Raw genomic sequence first — 14174 nt, forward strand, 5'->3', positions numbered from 1 at the left:
GGGCGCAGGCCGCTGCGGTGAAGCTGCGGCCTGGCGCTCAGACCGGCACGCCGCTGTGAAAACGAAACTCCGCTTCAGGCGCGTTAATTAACGCCGCTTCCGCCTCGCCAAGCTGGCGCACGCGTTCGCTGATATCGTCCGCGGCAATCCTCTGCGCTAAGTCCAGATAGTCCTGATAGTGGCGCGCTTCGGAGCGCAGCAGCGACAGATAAAACTTCTGCAGATCGTCATCCAGCCATGGCGCCAGCGCGGCAAAACGCTCGCAGGAACGGGCTTCAATGTAGGCGCCGCAAATCAGTTTATCGATCAGCATCACCGGTTCGTGAGAACGCACTTCCCGACGCAGCCCACGGGCGTAATTGCTGGCGGTGATTTTGACGTAGGGAATATCGCGGGAAAGCATGATTTCGCGCACCTGCCAGAAGTGATGCAGCTCCTCTTTGATCAGCAAAATCATGCTGTCGAGCAGCTGACGTCCCCAGGGATCGTCGGTCTGCGGCATGGCGCTTTTGTTTATCTGCTTATGCAGCGCGACGAAATCCGGCTCCGGGCCCCAGCGGTAGGTGAAGTCCTCGTAGGGCTTCAGGCAGGCCAGCAGCTCATCGGCGCCGTCTTTATCCGCGACGTATCGACGTACCAGCAGCATGGCGTTTTGCGCCGCTTTCAGCTCGCACACCATATGGTCGGTCAACAGCAGCGGAAGATTTTCCGGTTTACGGGCTTCATCAATCCACGCCTGAGGAGTTGGGCAATGCAGAAAACCTAAAATCGGGGCGAGTATTTGCGGGTAATCCATTAAAATTCCTTGCTATACGGCGGCATAACGCACCGCCGTATACCTCTGCTACCTAGTGGCGAACGCCGTCGTCGTCTTCATCAACGAGATCTTCGTCGTCATCGCCTTCTTCGTCTTCCCCGTTAGGATCTTCGTAGTAGGTGCCCCAGCCGTCGTATTCCACGTCGTATTTTTCCGCCAGCGTCATCAGCTGCTCAACCTGGGCATCGATCAGCTCGGCATTCAGCGCGGATTCGCTGAGGATATCGCAGCAAATAACGGTATCTCCCTCTTCCACTTCCAGCTCTTCTGGCTCAGTCACTTCATAGCCCAGCTTGAAGGCTTCTACCGCCACTTTCTCCAGCGTTTCGAAATCATCGGCGGAGAGATGGTGCTCAATGGTATACAGCGCGTCCGGATCGCTGCCGTCTTCGAGCAGCTCTTCAATAATCAGACGCGTTTCTTCACGCTGTTCTTCCAGTAATTCCGGGTTGGCCATGGCTCGTTCCTCATAATGTGTCGCAGATGCTTCTATTGTCACATACCGCCGTGATTGCCTCCACCTTCTGAGCGAAAGATTTATGACACGGGGTTGCAAATGAATATTCATACATATAAAGTGAATTTTAATTCAACAAATGGTCTAAGCCATGTGAGGGAACCATGTCCGCGTTTTATCAGAAGCATTTTTTAAAGTTGCTTGATTTTACTCCTGCAGAAATTACCGCCCTGCTTGAACTGGCGGCCAGGCTCAAAGCTGATAAGAAAAACAATATCGAAATTCAGCATCTCACCGGCAAAAACATCGCGCTCATCTTCGAAAAAGACTCTACCCGCACCCGATGCTCTTTCGAAGTTGCCGCATTTGACCAGGGCGCTCGCGTCACGTATCTCGGACCAAGCGGCAGCCAGATTGGCCACAAAGAGTCGATTAAAGACACCGCCCGCGTGCTGGGACGCATGTACGACGGTATTCAATATCGCGGTCATGGCCAGGAAGTGGTGGAAACTCTTGCCGAATATGCCGGCGTTCCGGTCTGGAACGGCCTGACCAATGAATTCCACCCTACTCAGCTGCTGGCGGACCTGCTGACCATGCAAGAGCACCTGCCGGGCAAAGCCTTTAACCAGATGACCCTGGTCTACGCCGGCGACGCGCGGAATAATATGGGCAACTCCATGCTCGAAGCCGCCGCGCTGACCGGTCTGGATCTGCGTCTGGTCGCGCCAACGGCCTGCTGGCCGGAAGAGAAGCTGGTCGAGCAGTGCCGGGCGCTGGCGCAGAAAAACGGTGGCAATATTACGCTGACCGAAGATATCGCCGCGGGCATGAAGGGCGCTGACTTTATCTATACCGACGTCTGGGTATCGATGGGCGAAGCCAAAGAGAAGTGGGCAGAGCGTATCGCGCTGCTGCGCGCGTATCAGGTGAATAGCGAGATGATGGCGCTGACCGGCAATCCGCAGGTGAAATTCCTCCACTGCCTGCCCGCGTTCCACGACGACCAGACCACGCTCGGCAAACAGATGGCGGCGGAGTACGGCCTGCACGGCGGGATGGAAGTGACCGACGAGGTATTTGAATCCGCGGCCAGCATCGTTTTCGATCAGGCGGAAAACCGCATGCATACCATCAAAGCGGTGATGGTGGCGACGCTGGGTAAGTAAGCGTTCTCACGATATTTCCCCGGATTGCGCTGCGCTTATCCGGGCTATCCGCCGCCAAACCGCACGGATCTGTAGCCCGGGCAAGGCGCCAGCCGCAGCCCGTGGGCGTTCCCGGAGGCGGCGCTTGACGCGCCTGTCCGGGCTACCGGACCGCAACAACCATAGCCTCGGCGAGCAGCCCGGGATATTTTTTACGCCATCAGCATCTTCACAACCGCTTTGCGCACCTTCGCCGGCGTGCCGACGGCGCACAGCGGCTTATGCACTTCGCCGGGATAGAACACCACAAAGTCGCCTTCGCTGAGGATGACGGTTTTTTCCTGCGCCCCCTCCGCCAGGAAGGCGATGTCTTTATCCGCCAGCCAGTTGGTATCCGGCGCACCGGCGGGAAGAACGCTAAAGGTCATGCCCTCCTGGCCTTTGAGTACAATCTGGATGTCGAGGTAACGGGCGTGATACTCGGCGCGGCGGTCAGCCATCGGCTCGGTGGTATCTTCGGATATGAGATAGAACAGATTGTTGCCGTCAATATCATGTTTACCCAGCGGCGTCGCGTCGGTGACGTGGGCCTTAACGTGTTCGATAGCTTCGCGCAGAGACGCCGGCAGCCAGCTCTGCAGATGGTGAATGTTCCCAACGATCATAATAACCTCTGATTATAAAACAGCTTTTCATTTTCCGTTTTATACCCCCCTTCGCACTGCCATACCACCTCTTTTTCAGGGTTTTTTGCATTACCGCACTCTTCTCCAGGCAAACGTTTACCTTTTGTGGATTAATCGCTTGATCCGAAAATTGAGCTGCGTATAATGCCACCCGTTTTGCCGGGAGGAATTATGGTTCAGTGTGTACGACATCGCGTCTTACCGCGTCTGAAAACAGGCGCTGGCCTGCCGTTTTTTCTTTCCGTTGCATCCGTATTCGTAAAGCCCCTTATTTAAGGGGCTTTTTTTTTGCCCAGGCGTCAGGAGATAAACATGGCTAATCCGCTGTATCAAAAACATATCATTTCTATAAACGATCTCAGCCGCGAAGACCTTGAACTGGTACTGGCAACCGCAGCAAAGCTCAAAGCCCATCCACAGCCTGAGCTGCTGAAGCATAAAGTGATTGCCAGCTGCTTTTTTGAAGCGTCGACCCGCACCCGCCTGTCGTTTGAAACCTCGATGCACCGCCTGGGCGCCAGCGTGGTCGGTTTCTCAGACAGCAGCAACACCTCGCTGGGCAAAAAAGGCGAAACCCTGGCCGATACCATCTCGGTCATCAGCACCTATGTCGATGCCATCGTTATGCGCCACCCGCAGGAAGGCGCGGCGCGCCTGGCGACCGAGTTCTCCGGCGGTATTCCGGTACTCAACGCCGGCGACGGCGCGAATCAGCATCCGACGCAGACCCTGCTGGATCTGTTCACCATTCAGGAGACCCAGGGCCGTCTGGAAAATCTTAACGTCGCGATGGTCGGCGATCTGAAATACGGCCGCACCGTTCACTCCCTAACCCAGGCGCTGGCGAAATTTAACGGCAACCGCTTCTACTTTATCGCGCCGGACGCGCTGGCCATGCCGCAGTACATCCTCGACATGCTCGACGAAAAAGGCATTGCCTGGAGCCTGCATAGCGCCATTGAAGAGGTGATGGAAGAGGTGGACATTCTGTATATGACCCGGGTGCAGAAAGAGCGCCTCGACCCGTCGGAATATGCCAATGTGAAGGCGCAGTTTGTCCTGCGCGCCGCCGATCTGGAAGGCGCCCGCGCCAACATGAAGGTGCTGCACCCGCTGCCGCGTATTGATGAAATCACCACCGATGTCGATAAAACGCCGCATGCCTGGTACTTCCAGCAGGCGGGCAACGGCATCTTCGCGCGCCAGGCGTTACTGGCGCTGGTACTGAATAGCGATCTGGCACTGTAAGGGGAAAAAGAGATGACACACGACAACAAATTACAGGTAGAAGCCATCAAACGTGGCACCGTTATCGACCATATCCCGGCGCAGGTCGGCTTTAAGCTGCTAACCCTGTTCAAACTGACCGAAACGGATCAGCGCATCACCATCGGCCTGAACCTGCCGTCAGGTGAAATGGGCCGCAAAGATTTAATCAAAATCGAAAACACCTTCCTGACCGACGAGCAGGTCAACCAGCTCTCCCTGTACGCGCCGCAGGCGACGGTGAACCGCATTGATGATTATGAAGTGGTCGGTAAATCCCGTCCGCATCTGCCGGATCGCATCAACAACGTGCTGGTTTGCCCCAACAGCAACTGCATCAGCCACGCCGAGCCGGTCTCTTCCAGCTTTGCGGTAAAAAAACGTGAAAACGATATCGCGCTGAAGTGCAAATATTGTGAAAAAGAGTTCTCACATAATGTGGTTCTGGCGAACTAATTGAGGTTGGTATTGCGTACCCGGCTCCCTATAATGGCCGGGTCTCTTACCTCTCATCTTTCGCAGTTAGCGACGCGAAAGATTTATATAATGCTGTGATTCAGGAGAACTCATGTCTAAAACTATCGCGACGGAAAATGCACCCGCAGCTATCGGCCCGTACGTTCAGGGTGTTGATCTGGGTAACATGATTATCACTTCCGGCCAGATCCCGGTAGACCCGAAAACCGGCAGCGTGCCGGAAGATGTCGCCGCTCAGGCGCGTCAGTCGCTGGACAACGTGAAGGCCATCGTTGAAGCCGCGGGTCTGAAAGTGGGCGATATCGTTAAAACTACCGTTTTCGTGAAAGATCTGAACGACTTCGCCACCGTGAACGCCGCCTATGAAGCCTTCTTCACTGAACATGACGCCACCTTCCCGGCGCGCTCCTGCGTGGAAGTGGCGCGTCTGCCGAAAGACGTGAAGATTGAGATTGAAGCGATCGCCATTCGTCGCTAATCGGATGCGGTATGAACAAAGGCAGCCAACGGCTGCCTTTGTTGTTTCTGCGCGTAAAGCTCCCCGCTCACTGCCAGCCGTAGCGACGGCTGTAGAAACCTTTCACCATCTGCGTCAGCGTCATATAGCCCGCCAGGATGGCAATTAGCCACGGGAAGTAGCTTAGCGGCAACGCCTGAAGCTGCAAATAGCCTGCCAGCGGCGAGAACGGCAGCGCAATCCCTACCACCATCACCAGCAGCGTCATCACGATCAGCGGCCAGGCCGCGCGGCTCTGAATAAACGGGATCCTGCGCGTGCGGATCATATGCACAATCAACGTCTGCGACAGCAGGCCAACCACGAACCAGCCGGACTGGAACAACGTTTGATGTTCCGGCGTATTGGCATGGAACACCCACCACATCAGACAGAACGTCAGAATATCGAATATCGAACTGATCGGCCCAAAAAAGACCATAAAGCGCCCGAGATCCGCCGGGTTCCAGCGCTGCGGTTTACGGATCTGCTCATCGTCAACGTTATCAAACGGGATCGCGACCTGGGATACATCGTACAGCAGGTTCTGGATCAGCAGATGCAGCGGCAGCATCGGCAGGAACGGCAGGAAGGCGCTGGCCACCAGCACGCTGAAGACGTTACCGAAGTTGGAGCTGGCGGTCATTTTGATGTACTTGAGCATATTGGCGAAGGTCCGGCGGCCTTCAATAACCCCCTCCTCCAGCACCATCAGGCTCTTCTCCAGCAGGATGATATCCGCCGCCTCGCGGGCAATATCCACCGCGCCGTCGACGGAAATACCGATATCCGCCGCGCGCAGCGCCGGGGCGTCGTTAATGCCGTCGCCCATAAAGCCCACCACGTGTCCTTCGCGTTTCAGCAGGGTCACGATACGCTCTTTGTGCAGCGGCGCCAGGCGCGCAAACAGGGTCGTACGTTTTGCCAGCTCGGCTAGCTCATCATCGTTCAGCGCTTCAACCTGGCTGCCGATAACCACATCCCCCGCGTCCAGCCCCACTTCGTGGCAGACTTTGGCCGCCACCAGCTCGCTGTCGCCGGTGAGGATTTTGACCGTAATGCCGCTGGCCTTCAGCGCCTTCAGCGCCGGGGCTGTGGTCTCTTTCGGCGGATCGAGGAAGGCGATATAGCCTTCGAGGATCAGGTCTGACTCATCCGCGCGCTGGTAGTCGCCTTCGCGGGCGGGCAGGTACTTCGTCGCCACCGCTACCACGCGCAATCCCTGACGGTTGAGGGTATCGGTCACGCGACGGATGCGCCGCAGCATGGTGTCGTCCAGCGGTACGATGTCGCCGTTATAGCGCACCTGGGTCGAGACGTTGAGGATCTCCTGCAAAGCGCCTTTGCAGATCAGCTGATGGACGTTGTCCTGCTCCTGCACCACCACCGACATACGGCGACGCTCAAAATCGAACGGGATCTCATCCACTTTTTGCCAGCGTTCCGCCAGCCCGCGCGCCGGCTCCAGTTCCACTCCCTCCAGCACTGCGGTATCGAGCAGATTCTTCAGTCCGGTCTGATAATGGCTATTCAGCCAGGCGGTATGCAGCACGCGTTCGCTCACTTTGCCGGAGACATCGGTGTGGTTCTCCAGCACGATTTTATCCTGCGTCAGGGTACCGGTTTTATCGGTGCACAGAATGTCCATCGCGCCAAAGTTCTGTATCGCGTCGAGATGCTTGACGATCACTTTCTGTTTCGACAGCTTCACCGCCCCGCGCGCCAGGGTCGAGGTGACGATCATCGGCAGCATTTCCGGGGTCAGGCCCACCGCGACGGAGAGCGCGAACAGCGCCGCCTCCCACCAGTCGCCTTTGGTGTAGCCGTTAATCAGCAGCACTATCGGCGTCATCACCAGCATAAAGCGGATCAGCAGCATGCTGACCCGGCTGATGCCTTTCTGAAAGGCGTTCGGCTCGCTTTCCTGCTCGCTGACGCGACCGGCCAGCTGGCCAAACCAGGTGCCGCCGCCGGTGGCGAAAACGATGGCCTGCGCCGATCCGCTCACCACGTTGGTGCCCATAAAGCACAGGGTGTCGCACTCCAGCGGGTTCGTCTGTAGCGGGTCGCGGGTGCGGGTCACTTTTTCGACGGGCAGCGATTCCCCGGTCAGCGAGGCCTGGGCGACAAACAGGTCGCGCGCCTGAATGATGCGCAGATCTGCCGGGATCATGTCTCCCGCCGATAGCTTGACGATATCTCCCGGCACCAGCTGGTCGATAGGGAGTTCGCACCAGCGGCTCTCGCCCTGCTCGTTCACCACCCGCAGGACCGTCGCGGTGTTGCTGACCATCGCCTTCAGGGCATCCGCCGCTTTGGTCGAGCGGGCTTCCTGGATAAAGTTCAGCAGCGTGGAGATCCCCACCATCAGGGCGATAACCGCCGCGGCAAACAGATCCTCCGTCGAGTAGGAGACGATACCCAGGACGGTCAGCAGCAGGTTGAAGGGGTTGCGATAGCAGCTCCACAGATGCACCCACCACGGCGACGGCTTCTGCGCCGGGATCTGGTTTTCGCCGTACTGCGCGATTTTCTGCGCCACTTCGCCTTCGTTTAGCCCTTCCGGATGGCTGGAGAAAGCGCGCCAGATTTCATTCTCATCCATTGCCGCCACGTTCAGGCACTGCTTACCGAGAGAATCCGGGATCGGCGCGCTCGCCAGATTGCGGGCATCGGGTAGCGGATCGCGTTGCACTAAACGACGCGGTAAATGACGGCCAAGCTGGGCAAACAGCTGGCGGGTAAAATTTTTCAACATAAACAGTCCCTCCGCGCTCGCGCGAGCGAACGCAGCGCTACCGACAGGCGCGGGTCAACCTTACCTGTCAGGCATATTATTTTTATGGCAGGGACATCAAGGACGTCGCTGCTTTACGCTTCCGGTAAAGCAGCGCTAAGCGGGATTACCGGAAAAAAAGATGGCTCCATCGAGGGTCGGGAGTGGGTTCGGGGTCCATAAAATCTCCGGTAAATGAATACAAACGGCGCGAATTATATCGTCACCGATAATCTATTTGTGGCTATTATGGCGATGATACCCCCGGGTAGCTAAACCAGACGTAAACCAGACTTTGCTCATTGTGGTTTCCTTGAGTAGCATTAGGCTGACTTTAATCGGACCACAACGAGAACCCTGCATGCAAAACCGGCTGACCATCAAAGATATCGCGCGCTTAAGCGGCGTCGGGAAATCGACGGTATCCCGCGTGCTTAATAACGAAAGCGGCGTTAGCGAACGCACTCGCGAGCGAGTGGAAGCGGTGATGCAGCAGCACGGATTTTCGCCCTCGCGTTCCGCCAGGGCGATGCGCGGCCAGAGCGATAAAGTGGTGGCGATCATCGTCACCCGTCTGGATTCGTTGTCGGAAAACCTCGCCGTTCAGACCATGCTCCCCGCCTTTTACGCCCAGGGCTACGATCCGATTATGATGGAAAGTCAGTTCTCCCCGGCGCTGGTCGAGGAGCATCTCGGCATGCTCGCCCGGCGCAATATCGACGGCGTGGTGCTGTTTGGTTTTACCGGCATCCAGCAAGAGATGCTCACCCCTTGGCGGGAGACGCTGGTGCTGCTGGCCCGCGACGCGCCGGGCATCGCCTCCGTCTGCTATGACGATGAAGGGTCGATCAGGATGCTGATGCAGCGTCTTTACGATCGCGGGCATCGCCATATCAGCTTCCTCGGCGTGCCGCATAGCGATGTGACCACCGGGCAGCGCCGCCACCAGGCCTATCTCGATTTCTGTCTGAAAAAACGCCTCACTCCCCTCGCCGCGCTGCCGGGTCTGGGCATGAAACAGGGCTACGAAAGCGTCGCAGAGGTGCTATCGGCAGAGACCAGCGCGCTGGTCTGCGCTACCGATACCCTCGCGCTGGGGGCCAGCAAGTATCTCCAGCAGCAGGGAATCGATCGTCTCCAGCTTGCCAGCGTCGGCAGCACGCCGCTGATGAAGTTTCTCCACCCGGAGATCCTGACGGTCGATCCCGGCTATGCCGAATCCGGACGCCAGGCGGCACAGCAGCTGATCGAGCAGATCGCCGGCCACCGTGAGCCCCGTCAAATCGTCATTCCCGCCGTACTGAATTAAGTCCGCCTGAGCGATTTATGTGATCTTCGCTGCGTTTCGGGAACGTTCCCATTTTGCAATTCAAACGAAGCGGTTAGGATTCAGCTCAAGTTAAATATGCTATCTCTCCCCCTCGGTCATGAGGCCTCATCATGAGTAAAGTGAATCAGCAGGACATCGATAAACTTATCGAACTGGTGGGCGGGCGCGACAATATCGCCACCGTCAGCCACTGTATTACCCGTCTGCGCTTTGTGCTGAATAATCCGGCCATCGCCAAACCGAAAGACATTGAACAGCTACGCATGGTGAAGGGCTGCTTTACCAACGCCGGACAGTTCCAGGTGGTGATCGGCACCGAGGTTGGCGACTACTATAAAGCGCTGCTGGCGACCACCGGCCAGGCCAGCGCCGACAAAGAGCAGGCCAAAAAAGCCGCGCGGCAAAATATGAAATGGCATGAACAGCTCATTTCACACTTCGCGGAGATCTTCTTTCCGCTGCTGCCTGCGCTGATCAGCGGCGGCCTGATCTTAGGCTTCCGCAACGTGATCGGCGATCTACCGATGAGCAACGGCCAGACGCTGGCGCAGATGCACCCGTCGCTGAAAACTATTTATGACTTCCTGTGGCTGATTGGCGAGGCGATCTTCTTCTACCTGCCGGTGGGCATCTGCTGGTCCGCGGTCAAGAAAATGGGCGGCACGCCGATCCTCGGCATCGTGCTGGGCGTCACGCTGGTCTCTCCGCAACTGATGAACGCCTACCTGCTGGGCCAGCAGGTGCCGGAAGTCTGGAACTTTGGTCTGTTCACGATTGAGAAAGTCGGCTACCAGGCGCAGGTTATCCCGGCCCTGCTGGCGGGACTGGCGCTCGGCTTTATCGAAACGCGGCTGAAACGCATCGTGCCTGACTATCTCTATCTGGTGATCGTACCGGTCTGTTCGCTGATTCTGGCGGTCTTCCTCGCGCACGCCTTTATCGGCCCGTTTGGCCGCATGATTGGCGACGGCGTGGCCTGGGCCGTGCGTCACCTGTTAACCGGCAGCTTCGCGCCGATTGGCGCCGCGCTGTTCGGCTTCCTGTACGCGCCGCTGGTGATTACCGGGGTTCATCAGACCACGCTCGCCATCGATATGCAGATGATTCAGAGCATGGGCGGGACGCCGGTATGGCCGCTGATTGCGCTATCCAACATCGCCCAGGCGTCGGCGGTCGTGGGAATCATCATCGCCAGCCGCAAGCAGAATGAACGCGAAATCTCCGTTCCGGCCGCCATTTCCGCCTACCTCGGCGTCACGGAGCCGGCCATGTACGGTATCAACCTGAAGTACCGCTTCCCGATGCTGTGCGCGATGGTCGGCTCCGGTCTTGCCGGGCTACTGTGCGGTCTGAATGGCGTAATGGCCAACGGTATCGGCGTCGGCGGCCTGCCGGGCATCCTCTCTATCCAGCCAACCTACTGGCAGGTTTACGCGCTGGCGATGGCCATCGCCGTGGTGGTGCCGATTGTCCTGACGACGGTCGTCTACCAGCGCAAATTCCGCCAGGGCACCTTACAGATTGTCTGACTTCTTATTTTCGGGGCGCCCAGGCGCCCCCTTGCTGTAGCAGGAACGCGATATGAATACCCTTCCCCTCTGGTGGCAAAACGGCGTTATTTATCAAATCTATCCGAAGAGTTTCCAGGACACGACCGGGACCGGAACCGGCGATCTGCGCGGCGTGACCTCCCGCCTCGACTATCTGCAAAAGCTCGGCGTTGACGCCATCTGGCTGACGCCGTTCTACGTCTCGCCGCAGGTGGATAATGGCTACGACGTCGCCAACTATACCGCTATCGACCCAACCTACGGCACGCTGGACGATTTCGACGAACTGGTCGCTCAGGCGCACGCTCGCGGGATCCGCATTGTGCTGGATATGGTGCTGAACCACACTTCGACCGAACACGCGTGGTTCCGCGAAGCGCTCAATAAAGAGAGTCCGTATCGCCAGTTCTATATCTGGCGCGACGGTGAACCCACCACGCCGCCCAACAACTGGCGCTCTAAATTTGGCGGTAACGCCTGGCAGTGGCACGCCGAAAGCGAGCAGTACTATCTGCATCTGTTCGCGGTTGAGCAGGCGGACCTGAATTGGGAAAACCCGGCGGTGCGCGCGGAGCTGAAAAAAGTGTGCGAGTTCTGGGCCGATCGCGGCGTCGACGGCCTGCGCCTCGACGTGGTCAATTTGATCTCCAAAGACCAGACCTTTCCGTCCGATACGGATGGCGACGGCCGCCGCTTCTATACCGACGGCCCGCGAGCGCACGAATTTTTGCAGGAGATGAGCCGCGATGTCTTTACCCCGCGCAACCTGATGACGGTCGGCGAAATGTCCTCCACCACGCTTGCGCATTGCCAGAAGTACGCGGCGCTCGACGGCGGCGAACTGTCGATGACCTTTAACTTCCACCATCTGAAGGTTGACTACCCCGGCGGCGAGAAGTGGACGCTGGCGAGCCCGGATTTTGTGGCCTTGAAATCGCTGTTCAGGCACTGGCAGCAGGGGATGCACAATCGCGCGTGGAACGCGCTGTTCTGGTGTAACCACGACCAGCCGCGCATCGTCTCCCGCTTCGGCGACGAGGGAGAGTACCGCGTCCCGGCGGCGAAAATGCTGGCGATGGTGCTTCACGGTATGCAGGGCACGCCCTATATCTATCAGGGCGAAGAGATCGGCATGACGAATCCGCACTTTACGCGCATTACCGATTATCGCGACGTTGAGAGCCACAACATGTTTATCGAACGCGCGGCGCAGGGTCAGGACCCGGATGAACTTCTGGCGATTCTGGCCAGCAAATCGCGCGATAACAGCCGTACGCCAATGCAGTGGAACAGCGCTGATCACGGCGGTTTTAGCGCAGGCGAGCCGTGGATTGCGCTGTGCGATAACTATCGCGAGATCAACGCCGAAGCGGCGCTGGCGGACCCGGAATCGGTGTTTTATACCTATCAGCAGCTGATTGCGCTGCGCAAGAGCGCGCCGGTGCTGACCTGGGGCGACTATCAGGACCTGCTGCCGGAACATCCGTCGCTGTGGTGCTACCGCCGTCAGTGGCAGGGACAAACGCTGGTCGTCGTGGCGAACCTGAGCCGCGAGTTTCAGCGCTGGCAGCCGGAAGCGATGGGCGGCGAATGGGGGATGCTGATGAGCAACTACGCGGAAGCGGCAAACCGTCCTGCCGCTATGACCCTGCGTCCGTTTGAAGCGGTATGGTGGCTGCAGGAGTAACCCCCTCCCCGGCTTGCGCTACGCTTAGCCGGGCTACCGATTCACAGCCGTCTGCGGGCCGGTAGCCCGGACAGGCGCGTCAAGCGCCGCCTCCGGGAATACGCTTTAAATACGCTCCGCCGCAGACAGCGTCGGGCTGGCTTCCGGCTGCGCTGACGCCTGCTCTTCTTTTGCCTTCAGGCGATCCCATACCCGGAAAAACGGATAATAGATCACCAGCGAGATCGCCAGGTTCACCACCTGCAGCACCGCGCCGGAAATATGTCCCCCCGTCGCCAGATAGCCGCTCATAAAAATCGGCGTGGTAAACGGCAGCGCAATCCCCGCCGGCTTCATCACCAGCCCGGTGGCCATCGCGGTATACGAGACAATCACCAACAGGACCGGCGTCAAAATAAACGGCAGGAAGAAGTACGGGTTCATCACCAGCGGAATGCCGAATACCATCGGCTCGCTGATATTGAACAGCGCCCCCGGCGCGGCAATTTTCCCCAGCTGTTTCATCTGCTGGCTACGGCTGCGCAGCAGCATAAAAATCACCAGCCCCAGCAGCGCCCCGGTACCGCCGGGCGCAATCCATAGGTCATAAAACTGCTGGGTGATGATATGCGGGATCGGCAGTCCGTTCTGAAACGCCTCCAGGTTCTCCGACATATTCGACAGCCAGACCGGGCGAATAAACACCAGCACGATGGTGTCGCCGTGCAGCCCCAGGGTCCACAGAATGCCAATCAGGATCACCGAGATAATCATCCCCGGCAGCGAACCGCCGACGTGCGACATCGGAATACCAATCAGCGTGGTGATCATGCTATTGATATCGCCGAACGGCGAGGCTTCGACGATCAGGCGCAGCGCCAGCACCACGGCCAGCACGCAGAAGCCGGGGATCAGGGCAAGAAAGGATTTCGCCACCGCCGGCGGTACGCCGTCCGGCATGCGGATCACCAGATTACGGCTGGCCACCAGGCGGTAGATCTCCGTGGAAAGCAGCGAAATCACAATCGCCACAAACAGTCCCTGGCTGCCAATCATCCCCACCGGCAGCACGCCTTTGACAAGTTGCGCCGCTGAACCATCTGCCGGCGTAAAGAGCGTCACCTGCGGGATCGTCATCACAAACGCCACCAGCGACATCGCCCCGGCGCTAAGCGGGTCCAGGGTGCGATATTTTTCCGCCAGCCGGTAGGCAATGCCGAAGGCCGAGAGCAGCGCCATGATGTCATAGGTCGCTTTGACCGGGTACAGCATTTTGTCGCGCCAGGCATCGCCAAATACGCTGGCCATCATCTCACCGTAGCCGGGAATCGGCAGGTAGGCGAATATCAAGAAAAACGAACCAATCAGCATAAACGGCATATTGAGAATAATGCCGTCGCGTACCGACAGGACATGCTTCTGGCCGCCGATTTTCAGCGCGGCGGGCATGACATAGCGTTCAATAAATGAAGTACGAGACATAATGGTATCCCCGAAGGCGGAAA

14 protein-coding genes are annotated in these 14174 nt (G+C 58.0%); 8 read left to right on the forward strand and 6 right to left on the reverse strand.

Going from position 1 to position 14174, the window contains the following annotated elements; genetic code table 11:
* Positions 1–37: 37 nt before the first annotated feature.
* Both miaE and rraB read right to left on the reverse strand, forming a co-directional pair.
* Positions 38–796: a tRNA isopentenyl-2-thiomethyl-A-37 hydroxylase MiaE gene (gene miaE / locus CMQ96_RS23705; protein WP_004136153.1), complete on the reverse strand. Its 759-nt coding sequence runs from the start codon at positions 794–796 to the stop codon at positions 38–40.
* Positions 797–848: 52 nt separating this feature from the next.
* Positions 849–1274 carry a ribonuclease E inhibitor RraB gene (gene rraB / locus CMQ96_RS23710; protein ID WP_004098122.1) on the reverse strand — a complete coding sequence of 142 codons (426 nt, stop codon included), beginning with the start codon at positions 1272–1274 and terminating at the stop codon, positions 849–851.
* A 164-nt stretch (positions 1275–1438) separates the two neighbouring features.
* On the opposite strand from rraB, the gene argF reads away from it, so the two are divergent.
* Positions 1439–2443, forward strand: coding sequence for an ornithine carbamoyltransferase (gene argF / locus CMQ96_RS23715; protein WP_098067427.1), 1005 nt, complete (start codon positions 1439–1441; stop codon positions 2441–2443).
* A 191-nt stretch (positions 2444–2634) separates the two neighbouring features.
* On the opposite strand, the gene CMQ96_RS23720 is transcribed toward argF, so the two are convergent.
* On the reverse strand, positions 2635–3087 hold the full coding sequence (locus tag CMQ96_RS23720; protein ID WP_004137188.1) for a YhcH/YjgK/YiaL family protein: 453 nt from the start codon (positions 3085–3087) through the stop codon (positions 2635–2637).
* Between the two features lie 192 nt (positions 3088–3279).
* Between CMQ96_RS23720 and CMQ96_RS23725 the strand changes: the two genes are divergently transcribed.
* The 4 genes from CMQ96_RS23725 to ridA all read left to right on the forward strand — a co-directional run bounded on the left by CMQ96_RS23725 (position 3280) and on the right by ridA (position 5329).
* Positions 3280–3384, forward strand: a complete 105-nt coding sequence (locus CMQ96_RS23725) for a pyrBI operon leader peptide (RefSeq protein WP_009652331.1) — start codon at positions 3280–3282, stop codon at positions 3382–3384.
* A 36-nt stretch (positions 3385–3420) separates the two neighbouring features.
* Positions 3421–4356, forward strand: a complete 936-nt coding sequence (pyrB, locus tag CMQ96_RS23730) for an aspartate carbamoyltransferase (RefSeq protein WP_004098118.1) — start codon at positions 3421–3423, stop codon at positions 4354–4356.
* 12 nt (positions 4357–4368) lie between these two features.
* Positions 4369–4830, forward strand: coding sequence for an aspartate carbamoyltransferase regulatory subunit (pyrI, locus tag CMQ96_RS23735; RefSeq protein ID WP_004137189.1), 462 nt, complete (start codon positions 4369–4371; stop codon positions 4828–4830).
* A 112-nt stretch (positions 4831–4942) separates the two neighbouring features.
* Complete coding sequence (ridA, locus tag CMQ96_RS23740) at positions 4943–5329, forward strand: 2-iminobutanoate/2-iminopropanoate deaminase (RefSeq protein ID WP_004137191.1); 387 nt, start codon at positions 4943–4945, stop codon at positions 5327–5329.
* A gap of 67 nt (positions 5330–5396) precedes the next feature.
* Here the strand turns inward: ridA and mgtA are convergent, their stop codons facing one another.
* Both mgtA and mgtL read right to left on the reverse strand, forming a co-directional pair.
* Entirely contained in the window at positions 5397–8105 is a 2709-nt protein-coding gene (gene mgtA / locus CMQ96_RS23745) for a magnesium-translocating P-type ATPase (protein ID WP_098067428.1), read from the reverse strand.
* A gap of 145 nt (positions 8106–8250) precedes the next feature.
* Positions 8251–8304, reverse strand: a complete 54-nt coding sequence (gene mgtL / locus CMQ96_RS29060; RefSeq protein ID WP_219192905.1) for a mgtA regulatory leader peptide MgtL — start codon at positions 8302–8304, stop codon at positions 8251–8253.
* 180 nt (positions 8305–8484) lie between these two features.
* Between mgtL and treR the strand changes: the two genes are divergently transcribed.
* From treR to treC, 3 genes are all read left to right on the forward strand, one after another.
* Complete coding sequence (gene treR / locus CMQ96_RS23755; RefSeq protein WP_049088877.1) at positions 8485–9432, forward strand: trehalose operon repressor TreR; 948 nt, start codon at positions 8485–8487, stop codon at positions 9430–9432.
* Between the two features lie 131 nt (positions 9433–9563).
* A complete protein-coding gene (gene treB, locus CMQ96_RS23760; RefSeq protein WP_004128239.1) occupies positions 9564–10982 on the forward strand; it encodes a PTS trehalose transporter subunit IIBC in 1419 nt (472 codons plus the stop codon).
* A gap of 52 nt (positions 10983–11034) precedes the next feature.
* Positions 11035–12690 (forward strand): alpha,alpha-phosphotrehalase, encoded by a 1656-nt coding sequence (treC, locus tag CMQ96_RS23765; protein WP_098067429.1) that lies wholly within the window; start codon positions 11035–11037, stop codon positions 12688–12690.
* Positions 12691–12795: 105 nt separating this feature from the next.
* Here treC and celB read toward each other — a convergent pair whose 3' ends face one another.
* Positions 12796–14151, reverse strand: coding sequence for a PTS cellobiose transporter subunit IIC (gene celB / locus CMQ96_RS23770; RefSeq protein WP_004137207.1), 1356 nt, complete (start codon positions 14149–14151; stop codon positions 12796–12798).
* Between the last annotated feature and the right edge of the window lie 23 nt (positions 14152–14174).

Source organism: Klebsiella sp. MBT K-1, assembly GCF_002556465.1.
Taxonomy (GTDB): Bacteria; Pseudomonadota; Gammaproteobacteria; order Enterobacterales; family Enterobacteriaceae; genus Klebsiella; species Klebsiella grimontii.

What these genes read in the sequence shown, in the direction of transcription:
- miaE (WP_004136153.1), bottom strand. Translation starts at nt 796, where the DNA reads ATGGATTACCCGCAAATACTCGCCCCGATTTTAGGTTTTCTGCATTGC.
- rraB (WP_004098122.1), bottom strand. Translation starts at nt 1,274, where the DNA reads ATGGCCAACCCGGAATTACTGGAAGAACAGCGTGAAGAAACGCGTCTG.
- argF (WP_098067427.1), top strand. Translation starts at nt 1,439, where the DNA reads ATGTCCGCGTTTTATCAGAAGCATTTTTTAAAGTTGCTTGATTTTACT.
- CMQ96_RS23720 (WP_004137188.1), bottom strand. Translation starts at nt 3,087, where the DNA reads ATGATCGTTGGGAACATTCACCATCTGCAGAGCTGGCTGCCGGCGTCT.
- CMQ96_RS23725 (WP_009652331.1), top strand. Translation starts at nt 3,280, where the DNA reads ATGGTTCAGTGTGTACGACATCGCGTCTTACCGCGTCTGAAAACAGGC.
- pyrB (WP_004098118.1), top strand. Translation starts at nt 3,421, where the DNA reads ATGGCTAATCCGCTGTATCAAAAACATATCATTTCTATAAACGATCTC.
- pyrI (WP_004137189.1), top strand. Translation starts at nt 4,369, where the DNA reads ATGACACACGACAACAAATTACAGGTAGAAGCCATCAAACGTGGCACC.
- ridA (WP_004137191.1), top strand. Translation starts at nt 4,943, where the DNA reads ATGTCTAAAACTATCGCGACGGAAAATGCACCCGCAGCTATCGGCCCG.
- mgtA (WP_098067428.1), bottom strand. Translation starts at nt 8,105, where the DNA reads ATGTTGAAAAATTTTACCCGCCAGCTGTTTGCCCAGCTTGGCCGTCAT.
- treR (WP_049088877.1), top strand. Translation starts at nt 8,485, where the DNA reads ATGCAAAACCGGCTGACCATCAAAGATATCGCGCGCTTAAGCGGCGTC.
- treB (WP_004128239.1), top strand. Translation starts at nt 9,564, where the DNA reads ATGAGTAAAGTGAATCAGCAGGACATCGATAAACTTATCGAACTGGTG.
- treC (WP_098067429.1), top strand. Translation starts at nt 11,035, where the DNA reads ATGAATACCCTTCCCCTCTGGTGGCAAAACGGCGTTATTTATCAAATC.
- celB (WP_004137207.1), bottom strand. Translation starts at nt 14,151, where the DNA reads ATGTCTCGTACTTCATTTATTGAACGCTATGTCATGCCCGCCGCGCTG.